At 45.5% G+C, this 19,802-nt stretch carries 19 protein-coding genes and 1 tRNA gene; 9 read left to right on the forward strand and 11 right to left on the reverse strand.

Annotation, left to right across the window (positions count from 1 at the left end):
• The first annotated feature begins 147 nt into the window (after window positions 1-147).
• Complete coding sequence (locus J4N42_RS16800; RefSeq protein WP_252033639.1) at window positions 148-750, forward strand: type II secretion system protein; 603 nt, start codon at window positions 148-150, stop codon at window positions 748-750.
• A gap of 137 nt (window positions 751-887) precedes the next feature.
• Here J4N42_RS16800 and J4N42_RS16805 read toward each other — a convergent pair.
• A tRNA-Ser gene (locus J4N42_RS16805) sits at window positions 888-978 on the reverse strand.
• 317 nt (window positions 979-1,295) lie between these two features.
• On the opposite strand from J4N42_RS16805, the gene J4N42_RS16810 reads away from it, so the two are divergent.
• Window positions 1,296-1,973: a MaoC family dehydratase gene (locus J4N42_RS16810; protein ID WP_252033640.1), complete on the forward strand. Its 678-nt coding sequence runs from the start codon at window positions 1,296-1,298 to the stop codon at window positions 1,971-1,973.
• Window positions 1,974-2,020: 47 nt separating this feature from the next.
• Here J4N42_RS16810 and J4N42_RS16815 read toward each other — a convergent pair whose 3' ends face one another.
• Window positions 2,021-2,839, reverse strand: a complete 819-nt coding sequence (locus J4N42_RS16815) for a phosphate ABC transporter substrate-binding protein (protein WP_252033641.1) — start codon at window positions 2,837-2,839, stop codon at window positions 2,021-2,023.
• A 150-nt stretch (window positions 2,840-2,989) separates the two neighbouring features.
• On the opposite strand from J4N42_RS16815, the gene J4N42_RS16820 reads away from it, so the two are divergent.
• Complete coding sequence (locus J4N42_RS16820; protein ID WP_252033642.1) at window positions 2,990-3,340, forward strand: DUF3024 domain-containing protein; 351 nt, start codon at window positions 2,990-2,992, stop codon at window positions 3,338-3,340.
• An 84-nt stretch (window positions 3,341-3,424) separates the two neighbouring features.
• Here J4N42_RS16820 and rnb read toward each other — a convergent pair whose 3' ends face one another.
• Entirely contained in the window at window positions 3,425-5,425 is a 2,001-nt protein-coding gene (gene rnb / locus J4N42_RS16825; RefSeq protein ID WP_252033643.1) for an exoribonuclease II, read from the reverse strand.
• A gap of 648 nt (window positions 5,426-6,073) precedes the next feature.
• Here rnb and J4N42_RS16830 point away from each other — a divergent pair.
• Window positions 6,074-8,014: a DEAD/DEAH box helicase gene (locus J4N42_RS16830; protein WP_252033645.1), complete on the forward strand. Its 1,941-nt coding sequence runs from the start codon at window positions 6,074-6,076 to the stop codon at window positions 8,012-8,014.
• Between the two features lie 79 nt (window positions 8,015-8,093).
• On the opposite strand, the gene J4N42_RS16835 is transcribed toward J4N42_RS16830, so the two are convergent.
• Window positions 8,094-8,870 carry a substrate-binding periplasmic protein gene (locus J4N42_RS16835; protein ID WP_252033648.1) on the reverse strand — a complete coding sequence of 259 codons (777 nt, stop codon included), beginning with the start codon at window positions 8,868-8,870 and terminating at the stop codon, window positions 8,094-8,096.
• Between the two features lie 144 nt (window positions 8,871-9,014).
• Window positions 9,015-10,535, reverse strand: coding sequence for an acetaldehyde dehydrogenase ExaC (exaC, locus tag J4N42_RS16840; RefSeq protein WP_252033650.1), 1,521 nt, complete (start codon window positions 10,533-10,535; stop codon window positions 9,015-9,017).
• A 256-nt stretch (window positions 10,536-10,791) separates the two neighbouring features.
• Here exaC and J4N42_RS16845 point away from each other — a divergent pair, with 256 nt between their 5' ends.
• Window positions 10,792-12,570 (forward strand): sigma-54-dependent Fis family transcriptional regulator, encoded by a 1,779-nt coding sequence (locus J4N42_RS16845; protein WP_252033652.1) that lies wholly within the window; start codon window positions 10,792-10,794, stop codon window positions 12,568-12,570.
• Between the two features lie 19 nt (window positions 12,571-12,589).
• Here the strand turns inward: J4N42_RS16845 and J4N42_RS16850 are convergent, their stop codons facing one another.
• Window positions 12,590-12,994 (reverse strand): VOC family protein, encoded by a 405-nt coding sequence (locus J4N42_RS16850; RefSeq protein ID WP_252033654.1) that lies wholly within the window; start codon window positions 12,992-12,994, stop codon window positions 12,590-12,592.
• 86 nt (window positions 12,995-13,080) lie between these two features.
• On the opposite strand from J4N42_RS16850, the gene J4N42_RS16855 reads away from it, so the two are divergent.
• Window positions 13,081-13,389 (forward strand): putative quinol monooxygenase, encoded by a 309-nt coding sequence (locus J4N42_RS16855; RefSeq protein ID WP_252033656.1) that lies wholly within the window; start codon window positions 13,081-13,083, stop codon window positions 13,387-13,389.
• 2 nt (window positions 13,390-13,391) lie between these two features.
• Window positions 13,392-13,832, forward strand: coding sequence for a YtoQ family protein (locus tag J4N42_RS16860; RefSeq protein ID WP_252033658.1), 441 nt, complete (start codon window positions 13,392-13,394; stop codon window positions 13,830-13,832).
• A gap of 60 nt (window positions 13,833-13,892) precedes the next feature.
• Here the strand turns inward: J4N42_RS16860 and J4N42_RS16865 are convergent, their stop codons facing one another.
• Entirely contained in the window at window positions 13,893-14,036 is a 144-nt protein-coding gene (locus tag J4N42_RS16865) for a hypothetical protein (protein ID WP_252033660.1), read from the reverse strand.
• Between the two features lie 328 nt (window positions 14,037-14,364).
• Between J4N42_RS16865 and J4N42_RS16870 the strand changes: the two genes are divergently transcribed.
• Entirely contained in the window at window positions 14,365-14,562 is a 198-nt protein-coding gene (locus J4N42_RS16870) for a hypothetical protein (RefSeq protein WP_252033662.1), read from the forward strand.
• A 120-nt stretch (window positions 14,563-14,682) separates the two neighbouring features.
• Here the strand turns inward: J4N42_RS16870 and J4N42_RS16875 are convergent, their stop codons facing one another.
• The gene (locus J4N42_RS16875) at window positions 14,683-15,570 is read right to left on the reverse strand and encodes an AraC family transcriptional regulator (protein WP_252033663.1); all 888 of its coding nucleotides are present in this window, start codon (window positions 15,568-15,570) and stop codon (window positions 14,683-14,685) included.
• Between the two features lie 167 nt (window positions 15,571-15,737).
• Between J4N42_RS16875 and J4N42_RS16880 the strand changes: the two genes are divergently transcribed.
• Window positions 15,738-15,941 carry a hypothetical protein gene (locus tag J4N42_RS16880; RefSeq protein WP_252033665.1) on the forward strand — a complete coding sequence of 68 codons (204 nt, stop codon included), beginning with the start codon at window positions 15,738-15,740 and terminating at the stop codon, window positions 15,939-15,941.
• Window positions 15,942-16,078: 137 nt separating this feature from the next.
• Here the strand turns inward: J4N42_RS16880 and gnd are convergent, their stop codons facing one another.
• From gnd to zwf, 3 genes are read right to left on the reverse strand one after another with little or no spacing between them, the layout of a single operon-like run.
• A complete protein-coding gene (gnd, locus tag J4N42_RS16885; RefSeq protein WP_252033667.1) occupies window positions 16,079-17,527 on the reverse strand; it encodes a decarboxylating NADP(+)-dependent phosphogluconate dehydrogenase in 1,449 nt (482 codons plus the stop codon).
• A gap of 35 nt (window positions 17,528-17,562) precedes the next feature.
• Window positions 17,563-18,279, reverse strand: coding sequence for a 6-phosphogluconolactonase (gene pgl / locus J4N42_RS16890; RefSeq protein ID WP_252033669.1), 717 nt, complete (start codon window positions 18,277-18,279; stop codon window positions 17,563-17,565).
• The gene (zwf, locus tag J4N42_RS16895; RefSeq protein WP_252034184.1) at window positions 18,276-19,778 is read right to left on the reverse strand and encodes a glucose-6-phosphate dehydrogenase; all 1,503 of its coding nucleotides are present in this window, start codon (window positions 19,776-19,778) and stop codon (window positions 18,276-18,278) included. The genes pgl and zwf overlap by 4 nt, the downstream gene beginning before the upstream one ends.
• Window positions 19,779-19,802: the final 24 nt, after the last annotated feature.

Below are 19,802 nucleotides of genomic sequence, written 5' to 3' on the forward strand. Positions count from 1 at the left end.
CCGATAGGGAGAAATAAAGGTTGGTTGCACCCACCTCTATTGATTTCCAATTTAGAATACTCTGAAATAGGCATTGTCGTTAGAGCTAAGGAAACAAGAAGCAACGCTCTAAAGAATGCCGATTATGCACTGGAGTCTTCGCCGGAAATGAAAAAATGGAAAGTTATTACGCTAGGTTTCACTATCGTAATTGGAAGCGCTTTTGCGTACTATCAATCTGCTGTAAGCGCCTCGAAAAGTGGAGAGGTTCAAGCTGTACTAGAGGATCTAGATACGGTTTTAGAAGCCGCGAGACAATACTATCTTGATAACGGTACTCTCCCTCCAATAACCTCAGATACCGATCCAGAGTTTGGTTATTTGAACATCAATAACCTGATTGATGACCCTAGTTTAACGACTTGGCGTGGGCCTTACTTGCCATATGATGATACGTGGATTGGTGGTGAACAATATATCGGACACCCAGAATACGTCGCTACGCAGTTGCTGCTTAAAGAAACCGGCAGTGAATGGGTACGAGGAAGCATCCCAACCGGCTGTAAACAAAACTCAGCATCTTGTTCTATTGCCGCTTGTATTTGGTTTGTCCCATTAGAAGTTGCACAAGAAATCAACCAAATTGTGGATGGTGAGCAGAGTTTAGAGTCCTACAGTGCTGACGGAACAATACGCTATGACAAAGCTCTATTGGGAAGTCTTGTCTGTAAGATTGGTGAGACTTACCCGATGCCATCGTCACGTTCTTGACTCCTATAGCTAGTAGGGACAAGGCCACCAACTACTATAACTCTGTCGTTCGTTTGGCACAGAACCCGTACTATAGATACTTTGAAAGCTTCCAAACGAAAAAAAGCCGTCCCAAAGGACGGCTTTTTTTCTGAATGTGGCGGAGAGATAGGGATTTGAACCCTAGATACGCTATTAACGTATGCCGGTTTTCAAGACCGGTGCTTTCAACCACTCAGCCATCTCTCCGTTGCGGGACGTATAATAGGTATTGGCATAAATGTTGTAAAGGATAAATTGAGTGGTTTTGGTTTAAGTGGCCAACTAATGTGCAGATGTTAAGAGCTGGTTTAGGAGATGTTGTTCACATTTTTGATTAAAATCTAGTCTTTTAACTCTAAATGATCCTGTTCTAATAAAATAATGTTTTATTTATAAGTTGTTGAAAAGTTGAAATAAAACACAGTTCAGTTAACGGGTGTACGCAATAAAGTATTTGCACATATTTGTGAACTGCTTCAAAATTAATGGGTTATTAACTCCTTAAGTATTTTCTGAGGTTATTTATGAAAGTCGCGAATCTTTTTAAGCATCGTGGTGAATCGTTATCAAAACACCACAACGAGTTTGTGCAGTGGATGTCTCCTACTCTTCGTGAGTACTGGGGAGAGTTTTTGAATAAGACGAACAGCAGCCACCTGTTTTCTTGGGTACGTGATTTCCAGCAACCTGCAGTGAATGAAGACGCGCCAATTCCAGAACCAATTGTTCTAAAGCCAGAAGCACAAGCACTTTATGCTGAACTGCAAGAGCAGATCGGTGAAGTGATCCATGTAGGTGATTGGATTTCTGTTGATCAGGAACGTATCAACCAGTTTGGTCAGGTGACTGAAGACATGCAGTGGATTCATACGGATCCAAGCCGTGCGGAATCTGAGTCTCCATTTAAAACGACCATTGCTCATGGTTTCTTGACGTTATCTTTGTTGCCGCGCCTAACAGACAGTGTCGATCCTGAACAGGCTCAGTTCCCAACGGCAAAAATGGTGGTAAACATTGGCTTGAACAAAGTGCGTTTCCCGTACCCAGTGAAGTCTGGTAATAATGTACGAGCAAAAAGCACGCTGCTAAAAGTAACGCCTATCAAAAAAGGCTTAGAGATTGAGCGTGAAATCAAAGTTGAAATTGAAGGTATCCGTCGCCCAGGTGCGGTGGTGGTATCTGTGATTCAGTTGCATTTCTAAAGTGAATTGAAAAGAAAAAGGAGAGCTTTCGCTCTCCTTTTTTTGTGCTATTTTTTCACTGGCGTATAGCCGTATTCAGCAATAAGAGATTTGGCATGCTCTGAATTTAGGTAATTTAGGAAACTATCAGCTTGCTCATCTAGGTCTTCTGGCTGATAAACCATTAGGAATGGGCGAGAAAGCTCATACTTACCATTGGCAATGTTGGCGTTGGTAGCTTCTGTACCTTCAAATTTCAATGCTTTGATTGAGCGGTCTACTGAGCCTGTTGAGATAAACCCAATCGCTTGTTTGTTGTGGTTGACGATGGTTTTCACCATGCTGTTGCTGTTGACCACTAGGTTGTCTGGGTTGATGTCGGAAACCAGTCTGTCGTTCACGATCTTTGTTAGGCCAAGCAGGCTTTCAAAGCTGTAACGAGTGCCTGAAGAGGCTTCACGTGTTACTACTGCGATCTTTTGGTCTGCGCCACCTACTTGTTTCCAGTTAGTGATTTTCCCTTTGTAGATATCAAACAGTTGCTCGCGCGAGAGATCGGCAACGGTATTGGATTGATTCACGACAACGGCTAAACCATCGAAGGCAATGGGTGTGACTTTTAGGTCTGTACTTTGCTCACGCTCAGTAAGGTAACGAGAGCTCATGCCGATGTCCGCGACACCTTTTTTCACTAGAGTAATGCCTGCAGTCGAGCCAATACCTTGTACAGCAATGTACGTATCTTTGTGGTTGGCATTGTAGTCTTCAGCAAGAACATCCATTACACGCGCTACAGAGGTTGAGCCGGAAACGTTGATTTCACTTGCCCCAACAGCACTGGTAAAGAATGTAGTAGATAAGAGGGCAGCAAGTGCGACTCGAAACATAATGAACTCCGTAGATTGTAAATAAGCCCGAGTATCTTATGTCGATTAGATGACAGTTTTGTGAAAACGAGCCAAGTTGTGAATTTGACTTATGCCTATGATGAGACTGAACTAATATTAAGGCAAAGTCACTCGATGGGAGGCGCTGAGATGAGCCTAGTGAATCTACTGCAACGGCAAGTTGAAAGCCGCGCTCGGGTAGTCTGTCAAAATCGAAACAAAGGTTTGCCAGTGGAACTGGGGAAATCGAGTTTTGAGCCACTAGAAAATGGTGTCCAATTTATCAAGCAGCACTACTTGCTGGATTCGAGCCATTGCGATTATTCCAGTTTGGTGGCACGTATTACATGGGATGTGCAATCTGAGAAGTGGGAGTTGAAAATCCCATCGGAAGAAGAGCCTGAAGAGGCTTGGGTACCATACCCATATTTGGCGCGTAGTTCTGATCTTACCGCATTAACCCGCGAAGTTGAAAAAGACCCCAAATCGTATTTTTGGTAAACCAAAACATGTAGAACACCGAATGCAGAACAATAAAAAAGGCGCTATTTCATAGCGCCTTTTTCGATGGGTGTGCGGTGCTGATTACTCAGGCGCAGATTCAGTTTCCGCGGGTTTATTGTCTGCAAATACTTGAGTTGGCTTAGCGACTAAACTACGGTTTTCTTGGTTTACTTCCGTCAATACAACCTCAAGCGTGTCACCTAAGCGGTAAACAACTTCATTGTCGATGGAAGTAGAACCCTCTTCGGAGTTACATACCAAACGCTCTTTGTTATCTAGGATAAGTGAGCCAGGAATGAACGCTGCCGCGCCGTTTTCGATTAAGCGAATACGCATACCCGCTCGGTTTATATCAAAAATCTCACCGGTGAATGTTGTGGCTTTGCTTGGCTCTTCAGCTAGCGTACGAGCGTATAACCAGTCACCAACGTTGCGCTCGGCAATTTTGTGGTGCTTACGATGCAGGGCCAGTTCTTCACCGACCATCTCATCCGGAGTTTGAACGGGTTCTTTACCTAAGATGTGCGCTTTTAGCATGCGATGGTTGATCATATCGCCGTATTTACGAATTGGTGATGTCCACGTTGCGTAGATATCTAAGCCCATTGCGTAGTGTGGAAGTGGCTGGTTGCCGATTTCACTGTATGCCTGAGACTTACGAATACGGTTATCTAGGTAGCTGGTTTCTTGTTTGCCTAACCAACGGCGTAGAGCAGAGAAACCTTCAAGTGTTGCAATGCTTTCTGCGCTATATGGAAGCTCACCTTGCGGGTTAACCAGCTCGACAACGTCTGCAATCTTTTCTGGTTTGAAGCCTGCGTGGGTGTTGAATACACCACTATTGAACGTCGCTTGTAACGTTTTACCAGCACAGATGTTAGCTGTGATCATTGATTCTTCAACTAGACGATTAGCTGAGCGGCGCATGTCTGCATGAATCGCCACAACGTCGTTATCTTCACTCAGTTCAAAGCGGTAATCAGGGCGATCCGGGAAGACGACTGCATTTTCTTCACGCCAATTTGCACGAGCAAGAGAGAATTCGTATAGGTCACGAACAATAGTGCTGATTTGTTCGTTTGGTTGCCACTCATCGCTTGAACCGTTTTCTAGCCAGTCGGAGACTTGGTCGTAAACAAGGCGAGCGTGTGATTTGATGTTCGCAGCGAAGAACTTGATGTCGTCGTTGATTACGCCATCTTTCGACACTGTAACGCTACAGCAAAGAGCTGGGCGCACTTCGTCTTCAATCAGTGAACATAGGTCGTCTGCAAGGTCACGAGGAAGCATTGGAATGTTGCGACCTGGTAGGTAAATAGTGAAGCCGCGCTCGCGCGCCACTTTGTCCATTTCATCTTCCGGCGTAATGTACGCAGTAGGGTCGGCAATTGCGATAGTCAGTTCAAAGTCACCCGATTCGGTTTTCTTTGCGTAAAGCGCATCGTCCATGTCTTTAGTAGACGCCCCATCAATAGTAACGAACGGTAGGTGCGTCATGTCGATTCTTTCTAGTGCTTCATCGTCTTTTAGTGACCAGTTATCAATACCTGCTGGTTCACTGTTTGGTAGATCGTTTTGCGCTAGCGTTACCCACCATGGCGCGATTTTATCGTTCGCGTCAGTGATCTTTTCGGAGATTTCTACGAAGAAGCCGTTATCGCCTTTTAACGGGTGGCGGATAAGATGTGCAACAACCCAATCTCCTTCAGCAAAGTGCTCTGGGTTTAAACCCTTTTTGACTTTGGCTTTCAAAGATTGTTTTTTCAGTTGTGGATGATCTGGCGTTACGTTCAATTTACCTTTGAACATTTTCACGCGACCGATAAAACGGTTCAAACCTTGTTCTACTAGCTCTTCCGGCTCAGCGACTTCTTTTTCTTTTTCAGTGCGGATGATCGCCACAACTTTGTCGCCATGCATGCACTTTTTCATGTATGGAGGCGGGATGAAAAAGCTTGTTTTGCTGTCTACTTCTAGGAAGCCAAAACCTTTGTCTGTGGCTTTGATGGTTCCTTCTTTCTTAGGCAGGGTTTCTTGGATCTGTTGCTTAAGCTGAGCGAGTAGTGGGTTATCTTGAAACATCTTATCTTTTCTAACGTGATTAATTGCGCTCACTATAATCATTGAGGGGCGGTAATACTAGGGTCTGTTGATCTTTCGAGATGTTTTTTGCAGCACTTTGTGGGAAATTTCTACAAGGCAGAGGCTTTGATGTGTAGCTAGCCTACATGAGAAGCCGATAACGCAGTAGAAATGAACCACAAAGGCTGCCCGAAGGGTTTGAGCTAGGCGCCCCCGTTAAAATCGTTTTATGCTTTGTTGAAGGCTATTTGCTTAGAATGACTAGGCTACACAGTCTTCGCCTCGCCTAAAACGATTTTATCTCGAACAAAACTTAACCACGAAAGTTCAACAGACCCTCGAAAAAGGGTGTTTTTTAAGCATGAATTTTTTGCTTCGCTATAGGGTGAAAAAGGCTCGAAAAATGGGCGCTATGATGTATATATGACCATTTTTATCGGTTTAGAGAAAAAATTGTGATGTATTTCAATTTTTTCTGGCTTTTTTTATGCGTTTAAGGAATAATCCGCCTCCCTAAGTTGTCGTCCCTAGCGGCTTGATGCGTTTTAACACTACTCCGCATCTGAATGGAATCAGCTCAAAACTGGATTGGTATTGGAATTGGTAGAGCACGTGGGACCTTTTGTTAATTAATATAGTGGGATCCCAATGCAAGATTCTGTAATTCAGTTCAGCGAACTTGACCTGAACGATTCAATCCTTTCTGCTCTAGACGGAATGGGTTTCGTATCTCCAACTCCAATTCAAGCTGCGGCTATTCCGCACCTTCTTGAAGGTAAAGATGCGCTAGGTAAAGCTCAAACTGGTACTGGTAAAACAGCTGCTTTCTCTCTTCCTCTGCTTAACAAGCTAGACCTTGATCAACGTAAACCACAAGCTGTGGTACTTGCTCCTACTCGTGAGCTTGCGATTCAGGTTGCTGCAGAGATGAAAAACCTTGGTCAAAACATCAAGGGTCTTAAAGTTTTAGAAATCTACGGTGGTGCATCTATCGTAGATCAAATGCGCGCTCTTAAATCTGGTGCACACGTTGTTGTTGGTACTCCTGGCCGTGTTCAAGACTTGATCAACCGTGACCGTCTACACCTAGACGAAGTACACACGTTTGTTCTAGATGAAGCAGATGAAATGCTGAACATGGGCTTTGTTGACGACGTAACAGAGATCATGGAGCACGCTCCAGAAACTGCACAACGTGTATTGTTCTCCGCAACTATGCCTCCAATGCTTAAGAAGATCGTTGATCGTTTCTTGCGTGAACCAGAGTACGTAGACGTTGCTGGTAAGAACCACACAGTAGACAAAGTAGAGCAGCAGTTCTGGGTTGTTAAAGGTGTAGAGAAAGACGAAGCAATGACTCGTCTTCTAGAAACTGAAGAAACTGACGCGTCAATCGTATTCGTACGTACTCGTCAAGACACTGAGCGTCTAGCGGATTGGCTACAAGCTCGTGGCTTCAAAGCAGCAGCACTACACGGTGATATTCCTCAGTCTCTTCGTGAGCGTACTGTAGACCACATCAAGCAAGGTGTGATTGATATCCTAGTTGCAACTGACGTTGTGGCACGTGGCCTAGATGTTCCACGTATCACTCACGTATTCAACTACGACATTCCATTCGATGTTGAGTCATACATCCACCGTATCGGTCGTACTGGCCGTGCTGGACGTAAAGGTAAAGCGATCCTTCTTGTTCGCACTAACCAAATCCGCATGCTTCGCACTATCGAGCGCGTAACTAAGTCATCAATGGAAGAAATCCAACTTCCTCTACGTGACGTAGTAGCACAAGCTCGTCTAGTTAAACTAGGTGCTGAGCTAGAAGCTGAGAAAGAACACAAATCACTAGAGAAATTCACTGAGCTAGTTGAACAGCTACAAGAATCTCTAGAGCTTGATGCAGCAACTCTAGCTGCAATCCTGCTTAAGCGTCAGCAAGGTAAGCGTCCATTGTTCTACGTTGGTGCTGATCCAATGATTGAAGCAATTGAACGTGACAAGCAACGTCGTAAAGAACGCCGTGAAGGTGGCCGTGATGGTCGTCGTGACGGTGGTCGTAGCTTCAACAACCAAGACTGGGATACTTACCAGCTTCAAGTTGGCCGCGAGCAAGGCGTTCAAGTTAAAGATATCGTTGGTGCACTAGCAAACGAACTTGGCCTAACTAAAGGTTCTATCGGTGCTATCAAGCTGGCTCAAGGCCAAACTTACGTACAGCTTCCAAAAGCAATGAACTCTGAAACGGCAGGTAAACTACGCAAGCTACGTATTCGTCAAAAAGAAGTAGGCGCAGTAGTGTGTGACTTCGATGACTTCCGTGAGCCTCGTGGTCGTCGTGACGGCGGACGTCGTGATGGCGGTGGCTACCGTGGTAACCGTGAAGGTGGCCGTGGTGGCGAGCGTCGTGGCAACCGTGACGGCGGTGGTTACCGTGGTAACCGCGATGGTAACCGTGAAGGCGGATACCGTGGCAACCGCGAAGGCGGCCGTGATGGTGAGCGTCGTTTCGACCGTAACCGTGGTGGCGACCACCGTGGTAACTACCGTGGTGAACGTGGCCATGGTCGTGGACGCGGTAACGAAGCATAATAGATTGCTGAGTATTTAGAAAAAGCCCTCGCTTGATGCGAGGGCTTTTTTGTTTTTAGCTATAACTGTTTCAGAATCACTATTTAAGGTGGCTTTGAATAATCTTATCCAGCTCTCCAGATTCTTTCAGTTCGCCAATCTCGATATTGAGTAGCGTTTTAATGCTTTCTGCTTGTGGATTCTTTTTTGACACCATCATATAGAACTTGTGTGGAGCAAGATCGGCTATTTCGGCAACTTGAAACTCATTAGTGGTGTAATCCACATCCCAGATTCTCTCAAATCCATCTAGGATTTCATGCCACATCAAAAACACGTCGCAATGGTCGTATTTGATCTCTTGTAAGGTTTCAAACACTGAATGGGTGTTCTGTTCAATCGCACTTGCATCTAACTTAAAGTCCGCATAGTTATAACTGAATATGCCGCACACGCGGTAGTTGTACAGATCGCTTTGTTGCTTCACGGGAGGGGCATCAGGAAAAACAAGCTCGGAGTAGATGTAAAGAGGGCGGATAGAGTAGTAAGAATCGGTGTAGAGGTAGTATTGACTGCGCTCTTCGCTGTAACTGGCGCTGAGTGCTATGTCATATTGTCCCATTGCCGCGCCTTTAAGGCAGCGCGCCCATGAGGTCATAATGATTTCGTAGCTGATATCGTGTTTTGGCAGGATCAACTTTAGTACTTCAACGTCTACCCCTTTCACCATATCTTCATGAACGTAAGTGTATGGAGGCCAGTCGATAGCATCACCACAAATAGTTAGATGTTTTCCGGATAATGAATTCGCTTGAGCAGAGAATGAGAAGCCAATAAGTAACATCAACAAAAGCGTATTCAGCATCGCTGATTGCATTTTTCTAGCTCTTTCGTTTATGGGCTTAACTCTAGTATAGACGCATGGTTGCAGTTCGATTGGTTAAATAAAAAAGCACCCGAGGGTGCTTTCTGAGATTTAAACCTAAACGTTCAGGCTTCTTTTGAGCGCTACTTGGAGTGCTTAGAAGAAGCCAAGTGGGTTAACGTCGTAGCTAATCAGCAGGTTCTTGGTATTTTGGTAGTGGTCGAGCATCATTTTGTGTGTTTCACGTCCGATACCAGACTTTTTGTATCCACCGAATGCTGCGTGTGCTGGGTATGCGTGGTAGCAATTAACCCAGATACGCCCAGCTTCGATTTTACGACCTATTCTGTAGGCAAGGTTTGCATCACGTGTCCAAACACCTGCGCCTAAGCCGTACTCGGTGTCGTTAGCAATCGCCAGTGCTTCTGCTTCATCTTTAAACGTTGTGATGGCAATAACAGGTCCAAAGATCTCTTCTTGGAATACGCGCATTTTGTTGTCGCCTTTGAGCATCGTCGGCTGGATATAGTAACCATTGCCCAAGTCATCGTCTTGTGTGGCAATTTCGCCGCCAACTAAAACTTGTGCGCCTTCTTGGCGGCCAATTTCTAGGTAGCTGAGGATCTTATCAAATTGCTCCTGAGAAGCTTGAGCACCAACCTGAGTGTCAGTATCCAGTGGGTTTCCTTGCTTAATGGTCTTCGCGCGTTCAACAACTTTAGCAATGAACTGGTCGTAGATAGACTCATGGATTAATACACGAGATGGGCAGGTACACACTTCACCTTGGTTGAAGAAAGCCAACAGCATCCCTTCTACGCACTTATCTAGGTATTCATCTTCATAGTTGAAGACATCTGGGAAGTAGATATTCGGTGACTTACCGCCTAGCTCGACTGTTGATGGGATCAAGCTATCGGCAGCACATTTCAGAATATGGTTACCGACTTCTGTCGAACCGGTGAAAGCAAGTTTCGCGATTCGCTGGCTAGTTGCCAGTGCTTGACCAGCTTCACTACCAAAACCATTCACCACGTTCACGACGCCAGCTGGGATAAGGTCGCCGATCTTCTCCATCAGCACCAGAATAGATGTTGGCGTTTGCTCGGCTGGTTTAAGTACGACACAACAACCCGCAGCGAGAGCTGGAGCAAGTTTCCATGCCGCCATTAGCATAGGGAAGTTCCAAGGGATGATTTGCCCAACGACACCGATTGGTTCCGGGAAGTGGTAGCTCGCGGTATTCGCGTCTAGCTCAGCCGCGCTGCCTTCCTGCGCGCGAATACAGCCCGCAAAATAACGGAAATGGTCTACAACCAACGGTAAGTCTGCGGCCAGCGTTTCTCGTACTGGTTTGCCATTTTCCCAAGTTTCAGCCACCGCTAATTCTTCAAGGTGCTGTTCAATTCGGTCGGCGATCTTAAGTAGGATATTTGAGCGTTCTGTTACGCTTGTCGCTGCCCAACTAGCCTTTACCGCGTGTGCGGCATCAAGAGCCAATTCAATATCTTCCGCCGATGAACGCGCTACTTTACAGTAATTACTTCCGTTGACAGGGGAACTGTTATCGAAGTATTCGCCATTAACCGGTTTTACCCATTCGCCACCGATGTAGTTATCGTAGTGGCTCTTGAAATTAACGACTGAGTTTTCGCTGCCCGGCTGTGCATAAATCATATTGAGATCCTTCTAGTGAACGTATTGATGTTCATCGTTTTTGTTTAAAACACGCACTTGGCGAGTTTCCTTTTCAAATTGATAAACGCAAATCACACGCCAAGAAGGAAAAGTTTGTTGTTAAATAATTGTAAAACTATGATTGCAAAACGTTAATGGTTTTAATGTGCGCAAAATTGGGCAAGCCGTAGCACACCCGTGCATTGTTCAAGTGTTCCATAATGGAACACCCGTACTGTGGCGAAATGGAACAGTTATGCAGCTTCAAGTTAATGACACACCATCTTGGTTATCTTCTTCATGGGTGAGAAGTAGTGATGCGGGTTTAAAACAGCGCAAATTACCGGAAGATACCCGGATTTCAGAACCGCTTCTTAAACAGCGCAAACAGCAAGCCCGCACTTTGATTGAGGTAGTCGAACGTTTTGCTTTACCGTTGTTTAATCAAATGTTCGCTCGTACAGATAGCCGTTTGATTCTGACCGATAACGAAGGGGTCGTTATAGCAAGTTGGGGGCAGGAACGCTTTCAAGAGAAGCTGACGAGTATTGCACTTGGTACGGGGAGTTGTTGGTTGGAAAGGCTGAAAGGCACCAATGCAATAGGCACCGCGTTGGTAGAAGCCAAGCCAATTTCTGTGATTGGTGAACAACATTTTATTAAGCAGCATCAGTTCATCAGTTGTTCTGCTAGTCCAGTGCTCGACCACATGGGAAATTTGCGTGGGGTGTTAGACATCACAAGTGAGCAGCAACAACATGATGTAACCACACAAGTCCTAGTCCAGAATATGGTTCAGTTGGTCGAGAATCACCTTTTGAGTCACATTCCAGAAGGTTCGATCCGAGTCGATCTAGCCTGTGAAAAAGCTTTGCTCAATAGTGGCTGGCAGGGGATTGTGATTGCTGATCAATCAGGCTTAGTTGTCGCACACAATCAGGTAGCATCGCAGTTGTTGTCATTAAATTCAGCAATAGGCTCTAGTTTGGATGCGATACTCGAGGAAACCAAATATTCCTCGTCTTTAGTGTTTGAAAAGCAATATCTGGATAGCAAAGTCGCGGTACGTAAAACGGTGTCTGCATCCAGTGATTTGCATTATGGCGACAGCACGATTGAGCATGCATGGCAGCAAGCGAACAAAGTGATCGACAAAGACGTTAGCGTATTGATCCTAGGAGAGACGGGCGTAGGTAAGGGTGAGTTCGTTAAGGCATTACACAAGAACAGTGCGAAGAAAAATGCGCCGCTTGTGACGGTGAACTGTGGTGCATTGCCGAAGGACCTGGTTGAATCAGAGTTGTTTGGACACGTCCCGGGTGCGTTTACCGGGGCGAGTAGCAAAGGTTATATCGGTAAGGTACGTCAAGCGGACAAAGGGATCTTGTTCCTAGATGAGATTGCTGACATGCCGCTTGAAGCGCAGTGCCGCTTGCTGCATGTCTTACAAGAAAAAGTGGTAGTACCGGTGGGCTCAACTCAGAGCCATCAAGTTGATATTCAAGTTATCGCTGCGACACACAAGAACCTAGAGCAGTTAGTGGAGAGGGGGGAATTTAGGCTGGATTTGTATTATCGATTGAATGGTCTGGTATTGAACTTACCTGCATTGCGCAATAGGGCAGATAAGCAGGCGCTGTATCAAGCCATACACGCCAAATATGCGGAAGTCGGGCAGAAGCTTTCTGTTAGCTTAATAGAAGCGTTTGATCAGCATACATGGCCTGGGAATCTAAGGGAGTTGGATAACGTTCTGAAAGTCTCGAGCTTGTTAGCAAGTGATGAAGCGGAGCTAGCGCTTCACCATTTACCGAGTTCATTACTCAATAAAACTCTAGGTGTACCTATAGCACAGGGGAGCGGACAGCTAGTGGACGCTTTCGAAAAAACAGATTTAAAGTCCACTATTGACTCCACGTTGCTTCAAACGTTTGAAGCCACTCAAGGTAACGTAAGTAAAACATCACGCTTATTGGGCGTAAGCCGCAATACCATTTATCGAAAGCTAAAAGCGATGGGTATTATCTCTAACTAACGTTACCCGAGGTAGAGAGCTAGCTTAGCGTTTGGTGTGATACTGCCGGGTGGTAGAGTGGCTGAATCACGTGGCCTTCTGGATCCTTGCAATGAAAGCTGCGCGCGCCATCACTGTGGTCGTGCGGCTCATCAAGCAGCGTAACGCCCTTAGCCTGCATAAACTCATACCAATCTTGCAGCTCTTGCTTACTGTTCACAACAAAGCCGAAGTGGTCGACACTGATTGGCGAGCAGACTCGTTGGCTGCGAGCTCGTCCGAGAGAGAGGTTATCATTGCCACAGGTTAAATAGACAAGGTTGTCATTGGCTCGCCTTAAAATCTCCATTCCCATGATGTCAGTATAAAACGCTTCACACTCTTCAAACTTTTGTACCACTAACGCGATGTGTCTCATTCCATTAAACGGGGCTGGCCTTTTCATTATTTACATCCTTTGTATTTTATTTTGATTTAAATTGTATACAATAATTGGGTGTAATTTCAAATAAGTGCCATGGAGAGGGTAGGATGTATTGCATTATTGTTCGTAACCGAGTGAAACCGGGCAGTGAAGAACGCTATAAATCGATAATTACAGAAAACGCTCAAGCATCAGTGACAAATGAGCCTGAGTGCTATCGATTTGATGTTGTGCAGGCTCAAGAGTCACCACAAGACTTCTATTTGTACGAAATCTATCAAGATCAGCAAGCACTGCAGGTACACAAACAAACGCAACACTATTTAGATAGCCGCAAGTTACTGGCAGACTTAGTGGTAGAAACTTCGGTTATCCGAGCGGATGTCATTGCAACAAACCCAAATAATAAGGAATAACAATGAGTTGGAAAGTATATTTGAGCGGTGAGATCCACACCGACTGGCGTGAGCAAATCATTGCAGGAGCGGCTCGTTTAGAATTGGATGTTGAGTTTTACTCAGCGAATACGGACCACGACTCTAGCGATGCCGCGGGTGATCACCTACGAGAAAACGATGTGCAGTTTTGGCGCGATCATCAGTCATCAAAGGTGAACGCGATTCGTACTAAGAATCTTATTAAGCAGTGTGATATTGGTGTCGTTAGGTTTGGTGACAAATACCGTCAGTGGAATGCAGCGTTCGATGCAGGAATGCTTGCCGCACTCGATAAGCCATTTATTACGCTTCATGATGAAGGCATCATCCACCCTCTTAAAGAGGTCGATGCGGCAGCAATGGCGTGGGCAGAGACGCCACAGCAAGTGGTTGAAATTCTAAGATACGTCACCAGTAACTAAACAAAAAAACGCACACCGCTTTTTCGGGCGGTGTGCGTTCAATTTACAGCCTGGTGAATATTAGCCTGACAAGCCACCATCTTGTTGGACTTGTTTTAATAAAGCCTGACGTTGAGTTTCCGCTTCTGAGATAGCTTTGTTGGTTTGTTCTGGCTCATCTTGTTGTGCGCTCGGTACAAAAACAAAGTATTTATTTATCGTCATTTCAAGAACCTCAATTAAGTAACATTACACCTTCCTGGAAAAATGAATCTCATCAGTCTGTGATGGATTCATACACGTTAAGAACAATTTTAAAGGTTGAGGCATATTCAACCTCATCCTTATCAATTTAATTATAGGCTGAGTAAAAGGGCTTACCCAATTTGGTTTTATCCACCCCATGATTACTGTCGATTCTGTTAATAGAACGGTGACCTTTAAAGTTTGATGTTGGTCATTAAATAACCTTTTTTGAGGTTTATTTAGCTGCTTTTCTGCTCACAAATGAGACAATATTTATGCAAGAAAAGACGGTCATTAAGGGGGCGTTATGAACAAGAAACTCGGTCATGTTATGTCATCAAGTCGGTTCATCTGCTTTATCGCATTTCTTACCGCAACCTTTGCTTGGGTACTAGGAATGCCGGCGCTGTTATTCGCGTCTGTCACCTGCTTGGTTGTGAGCGCAGTGATCTACTTAGCCGACATTTTCAAAGGCAAGAACAAACCAAAAGAAAGAGACGCATAGTGTTTCAATGTTTTTGAATTCGTCGTTATCACATCGGTAGCACTATGAATTGTGACCGTCTGAGTCACTGCTTACTGAAGTGGTAGGCGTTGCAAACACACTACCGAAAAGGATGCTGTTCTAGCATCCTTTTTTCTTATATACGCTCCCTAAATCCTTTCGGTATTGGCTCGGGGTCACGCCCTTATACTCTTTAAAAAGGCGGTTAAAATTGGCTTGGTTACGGTAGCCGACTTTTTCTGCAATAACGGTGATTGAAAGGCGTGAGTGGATCAGCAAGTCTGATGCGCGATTTAACCTTAGCTTCTTTAAGTATTGGCTGAAGCTCTCCTGAAAATGCGATTCGAATAATCGGTGCACCGAGCTTTCGCTCATATATAGTTCAGAGGCAACATCATGCATTGAGAGCGGGGAGGCGTAGTTAGCGTCGATGAACTGAATTAGTTTGTTTACTCTGTCCACCCCCTCAATATGCTCCCCGTTAGACGGTCTGTGTGTGAAAGAGAGAAGCGATTTAGTCTGGTTATCCGATGCAATCACAGAAAAAATTTCGAGTAACATAGATAAGTACTCTATGGCAGTGCGGCCCTCAGACATGGATTCAGCCCTATTGCACACTTGCTCTGCGGTATGACTTGAAAAGCCAAGGCCCATCTCGGCTTTGCGCAGCAACTCTTCAAGTTTTCTTAACTCTACGCAGTGGTACATCATGTTAGACAGCCACTCTTTTTTGAACCAAATCAGGTGGCGTGTGATTTTGCCTTCTTTCCCAGAGCTTTCATGGTTAAAGCGATGCGGAGTATTAGGCGGGATTAGCCATAAGGTATTGTGTTCGATTTCTCCTTGATAGTGCCCGACGTTTCCCACTCCTTGATAATGACGATGCAAAACTAGTTCATATTCAGTGTGATAGTGCCACTCTGATTGGGAGCTACAATTCTCATCGAGCATGTAGCGCCATGATGCCCCTAGGCGCTGAGGGACTTTTTCATACTTAGCATTAAGCATCGGCATACCCTATGGCGGATTGATATTGTCTATTGACAGGATAGTACTATAAAAATCGTATAAATCTTTTCAGTGATGGAAAAGTATTGAAATTTGCTGAATCGGTACTCTTCGGGGAGTGGTTTGCTTTTAAAGTCAAATCATCAGCAACAAAGAGAGGGTTTTGCATGTATAAATTATTCCAGCATATCAAGCTAGCTATAAGCGACAACAGAACACAATGGGTTGCGCTGTTAGTTGAGGGGTACAGTGCGAACTACGCCCAGTTATGGAAGACGTTAGGCTATGAATCTGAGCAGCAATTTGAGCTGGATATGCGTCAAAGTAGAAAGGTACTTCCAACAGCCAGCCCCTCAAAAATGAGTCGTTAACATGTTTTCGTGTAGCTAAATGCGCTCCCTAGTCAGTAGGGGACTATGTTTCAGCTCAGTGCTCAGAACAGGACAAAGATTAGAAATAAAAAAGCCGATTTGAAATTCAAATCGGCTTTTATTCTATTTGGCGCTAATTAAACGTCGTAAGTAGTAGACGCTGTGTCGCCGCCAGTACCAGTCCAGTTCGTGTGGAAGAACTCACCACGTGGACGGTCAGTACGCTCATAAGTGTGAGCACCGAAGTAGTCACGTTGAGCTTGAAGTAGGTTAGCAGGAAGGCGAGCTGTAGTGTAACCATCTAGGAACGAAAGTGCAGAGATAGTACAAGGCATTGGGATACCAGCTTCTAGCGACTTAGCCGCTACTTTGCGCCATGCGCTCAGGCTGTTTTGTAGGATGCCTTTGAAGTAATCGTCTGAACCTAGGAATGCGATATCTGGGTTCGCTTCGTACGCATCACGGATGTTACCTAGGAATGCAGAGCGGATGATACAACCACCACGCCACATTAGCGCTACGTTACCGTAGTTTAGGTCCCAACCATTCTCGTTAGACGCTTCGCGCATTAGCATAAAGCCTTGAGCGTAAGAGATGATCTTAGAAGCAAGTAGAGCTTGACGAAGTGCGTCAACCCACTCTTGCTTATCGCCTTCAACTGGTGTGATTGTCTTACCGAATAGAGATTCAGCTTCAACACGCTGATCTTTCAGTGCAGATAGGCAACGAGAGAATACAGACTCAGAGATAAGCGTTAGAGGAATACCTAGGTCTAGTGCGTTGATACCAGTCCACTTACCAGTACCTTTTTGGCCAGCAGTGTCTAGGATCTTCTCAACTAGCGCTTCACCGTCTTCATCTTTGTAGCCAAGGATGTCAGCAGTGATTTCAACAAGGTAGCTGTCTAGCTCAGTCTTGTTCCAGTCAGCAAATACTGCCTGCATTTCGTCAGCAGACATACCTAGGCCATCTTTCATAAACTGGTACGCTTCAGTGATAAGCTGCATGTCGCCGTATTCGATGCCGTTGTGTACCATCTTAACGAAGTGACCAGCACCGTCGTTACCAACCCAGTCACAACAAGGTTCACCAGCGTCAGTTTTTGCAGAGATACCTTGGAAGATTGGCTTAACCGCTTCCCAAGCTTCAGCAGCGCCGCCAGGCATGATTGAAGGACCAAAACGCGCGCCTTCTTCACCACCAGATACACCAGTACCGATGAAGTGAATGCCTTTCTCACGACAATGCGCTACGCGACGGTTTGTGTCAGGGTAGTTAGTGTTACCGCCGTCGATGATGATGTCGCCTTCGTCTAGAAGTGGAATTAGGTTGTCGATGAACGCATCGACAACAGCACCCGCACGAACCATTAGCATCACTTTACGTGGTGCTTCTAGCTTCTCTACTAGCTCTTCTAGAGAGTAAGCACCAACGATGTTAGTGCCTTTTGCTGGACCTTCAAGGAATTCATCTACCTTCGCAGCAGTACGGTTGTGAGCCACTACTTTGAAGCCGTGGTCGTTCATGTTTAGGATAAGGTTTTGACCCATTACTGCTAGGCCAATTACACCGATATCACCTTTCATTGTTTGTCTCCAATTTTCCTATTTGGACGCTCGCATTACGCGATTTTTGCTGCTGCGTCAGAATCTAAGTACCACTCCGTTTCACCAGCTTTAGACTGGATTTTCGCTGCCGGGTAAGGCAGTTCACTTGCTGGAGTAGTATGAATTTCGTTAACGATCTCAACTTTACCTGCGCCAAGCACTAGGTAGCTGATACGTTTAGCGGCTTCTAGAACTTTTGCTGTTTTAGAAACACGAATCTGGCCTGATTCAGGGTGAGAAGCCAATACCGATAGGTTCTCATCTTGATAGTTAGTTTGACCTGGGAATAGCGAAGCTGTGTGGCCGTCGGCTCCCACGCCTAGCAGAATCCAATCGAAAACAGGCGTTCCGTTCTCTGTTGGAATCACGTCTGCCATTTCTTTCGCGAAGCGCTCTGCTTCTGCTTTTGGCTCTTCTTCACCACGGATGCGGTGAATGTTGTCTGTTGGCAGTTTGACTTTGCTGAAAAGCAAAGTATTTGCTTCACCGTAGTTACTTTCAGCGTCATTTGGTGCTACACAGCGCTCGTCACCCCACCAGAAGTGTAGGTTGTTCCACTGGATTGAGGTTGCGTATGTTTCTGTCGCTAGTAGCTTGAACAGCATCTTAGGTGTGCTGCCGCCAGACAGTGAAATATGAACAGGGCGACCTAGTTCGCTGAACGTTTTCATGTCGTTCGCTAGGCTTTCAACAACCTGTTCCGCGGTTTGAAAGATCTTATGGTTGATCATAATTCGCAGTAGTCCGTATCTGTTAGGTTCTTACATGGGAAACGCCAAGCGCGGTTAGCACGTTGAAGTAGATCATCTGCTTCTTTTGGTCCCCATGTACCACAGGCATAACCAAATAGTGCTTGTGGGTCTTGTTTGAAATCGAGAATAGGCTGAACGTACTTCCAACATGCTTCTACCGCATCAGTACGCGCAAATAGAGTAGCATCGCCGTTCAAAGCATCAAGCAATAAGCGCTCGTAAGCGGTTAGCATTTGAGTCTCTTCCAAATCGTTGTAAGAGAAGTTCATCTTCACTTCTTTGGCTTTAAAGCCCGCGCCTGGTTCTTTCAAGCCGAAGCTCATTTGAATGCCTTCATCCGGCTGAATACGGATGATCAGTTTGTTCTCAGGTGCGTTTTGACCAAATACTGGGTGCGGTGTGTTCTTAAAGTGGATAACCACTTCAGTAACGCGAGTAGGTAGGCGCTTACCCGTACGTACGTAGAATGGCACGCCATTCCAACGCCAGTTGTTGATGTACGCTTTTAGGCCGATGTAGGTTTCAGTACGTGAATCGTCAGCGACGCCGTTTTCTTCACGGTAGCCCAGTAGGTGTTCGCCACGAACGTCAGACGCTGTGTATTGGCCAAGAACAAGGTCTTTACGCAGTGACTCTTCGTCTAGAGGTTTCAAACACTGCAGAACTTTTACTACTTCGTCACGCATAGAATCTGCGTTGATTTGTGCTGGTGGTTCCATACCAACCATCGCAAGAACTTGAAGCAGGTGGTTCTGGAACATGTCACGTACCGCACCAGAGCCATCGTAGTAACCACCACGTTCTTCAACGCCAAGAAACTCGGCACCGGTAATTTCAACGTATTCGATAAAGTTACGGTTCCAAAGTGGCTCAAACATCGCATTTGAGAAACGCAGAACCAGTAGGTTCTGTACCGTTTCCTTACCAAGGTAGTGGTCGATACGGTAGATTTGATGCTCTTGGAAATGCTCGTGAATTTCTTTATCGAGCTTTTGTGCTGACTCTAGGTCGTAGCCAAATGGCTTTTCGATGATGAGGCGTTTCCAACCATCGTCTTCGTTACTTAGGCCGTGCTGGGCAAGGCTTGCAGGAATAACGCTGTATAGGCTTGGTGGGGTCGCCAAGTAGAATAGAGTGTTACGTTGCTCGAAGCCGTATTCAGTAGACAGTGAGTCAAGACGAGTTACTAGTTTAGCGTAGTCTTGAGAGTCTGAAGTGTTAATGGCTTGGTAGTGAAGATGGTTGATGAAAGCGTCGAGCACTGCTGGCTCGGTTTGTTCCATTTCTTGAAGCGATTTCTTGAGTTTTTCGCGGTATGAATCGTCGCTGTACTCAGTTCGGCTCACGCCCAAAATAGCAAAAGACTTTGGAAGCTGATCGCTTGCATATAGGTGATAGAGAGCTGGGATCAACTTACGATAAGTTAAATCTCCCGAGGCACCAAAAATAACGATGCTGCTGTTTTCAGGTATTACCATCATCTTCCCTTTAAAAACACGGTA

Source organism: Vibrio sp. SCSIO 43135 (assembly GCF_023716665.1).
In the GTDB taxonomy this organism is placed as follows: Bacteria; Pseudomonadota; Gammaproteobacteria; order Enterobacterales; family Vibrionaceae; genus Vibrio; species Vibrio paucivorans.

Coding starts and splice junctions, on each gene's coding strand:
- J4N42_RS16835 (WP_252033648.1), bottom strand. CDS start 8,870: ATGCAATCAGCGATGCTGAATACGCTTTTGTTGATGTTACTTATTGGC.
- J4N42_RS16850 (WP_252033654.1), bottom strand. CDS start 12,994: ATGAAAAGGCCAGCCCCGTTTAATGGAATGAGACACATCGCGTTAGTG.
- J4N42_RS16860 (WP_252033658.1), top strand. CDS start 13,392: ATGAGTTGGAAAGTATATTTGAGCGGTGAGATCCACACCGACTGGCGT.
- pgl (WP_252033669.1), bottom strand. CDS start 18,279: ATGATCAACCATAAGATCTTTCAAACCGCGGAACAGGTTGTTGAAAGC.
- J4N42_RS16870 (WP_252033662.1), top strand. CDS start 14,365: ATGAACAAGAAACTCGGTCATGTTATGTCATCAAGTCGGTTCATCTGC.
- gnd (WP_252033667.1), bottom strand. CDS start 17,527: ATGAAAGGTGATATCGGTGTAATTGGCCTAGCAGTAATGGGTCAAAAC.
- J4N42_RS16855 (WP_252033656.1), top strand. CDS start 13,081: ATGTATTGCATTATTGTTCGTAACCGAGTGAAACCGGGCAGTGAAGAA.
- J4N42_RS16830 (WP_252033645.1), top strand. CDS start 6,074: ATGCAAGATTCTGTAATTCAGTTCAGCGAACTTGACCTGAACGATTCA.
- J4N42_RS16800 (WP_252033639.1), top strand. CDS start 148: ATGAAAAAATGGAAAGTTATTACGCTAGGTTTCACTATCGTAATTGGA.
- J4N42_RS16820 (WP_252033642.1), top strand. CDS start 2,990: ATGAGCCTAGTGAATCTACTGCAACGGCAAGTTGAAAGCCGCGCTCGG.
- rnb (WP_252033643.1), bottom strand. CDS start 5,425: ATGTTTCAAGATAACCCACTACTCGCTCAGCTTAAGCAACAGATCCAA.
- J4N42_RS16875 (WP_252033663.1), bottom strand. CDS start 15,570: ATGCTTAATGCTAAGTATGAAAAAGTCCCTCAGCGCCTAGGGGCATCA.
- exaC (WP_252033650.1), bottom strand. CDS start 10,535: ATGATTTATGCACAGCCGGGCAGCGAAAACTCAGTCGTTAATTTCAAG.
- J4N42_RS16815 (WP_252033641.1), bottom strand. CDS start 2,839: ATGTTTCGAGTCGCACTTGCTGCCCTCTTATCTACTACATTCTTTACC.
- J4N42_RS16865 (WP_252033660.1), bottom strand. CDS start 14,036: ATGACGATAAATAAATACTTTGTTTTTGTACCGAGCGCACAACAAGAT.
- J4N42_RS16845 (WP_252033652.1), top strand. CDS start 10,792: ATGCAGCTTCAAGTTAATGACACACCATCTTGGTTATCTTCTTCATGG.
- J4N42_RS16880 (WP_252033665.1), top strand. CDS start 15,738: ATGTATAAATTATTCCAGCATATCAAGCTAGCTATAAGCGACAACAGA.
- zwf (WP_252034184.1), bottom strand. CDS start 19,778: ATGGTAATACCTGAAAACAGCAGCATCGTTATTTTTGGTGCCTCGGGA.
- J4N42_RS16810 (WP_252033640.1), top strand. CDS start 1,296: ATGAAAGTCGCGAATCTTTTTAAGCATCGTGGTGAATCGTTATCAAAA.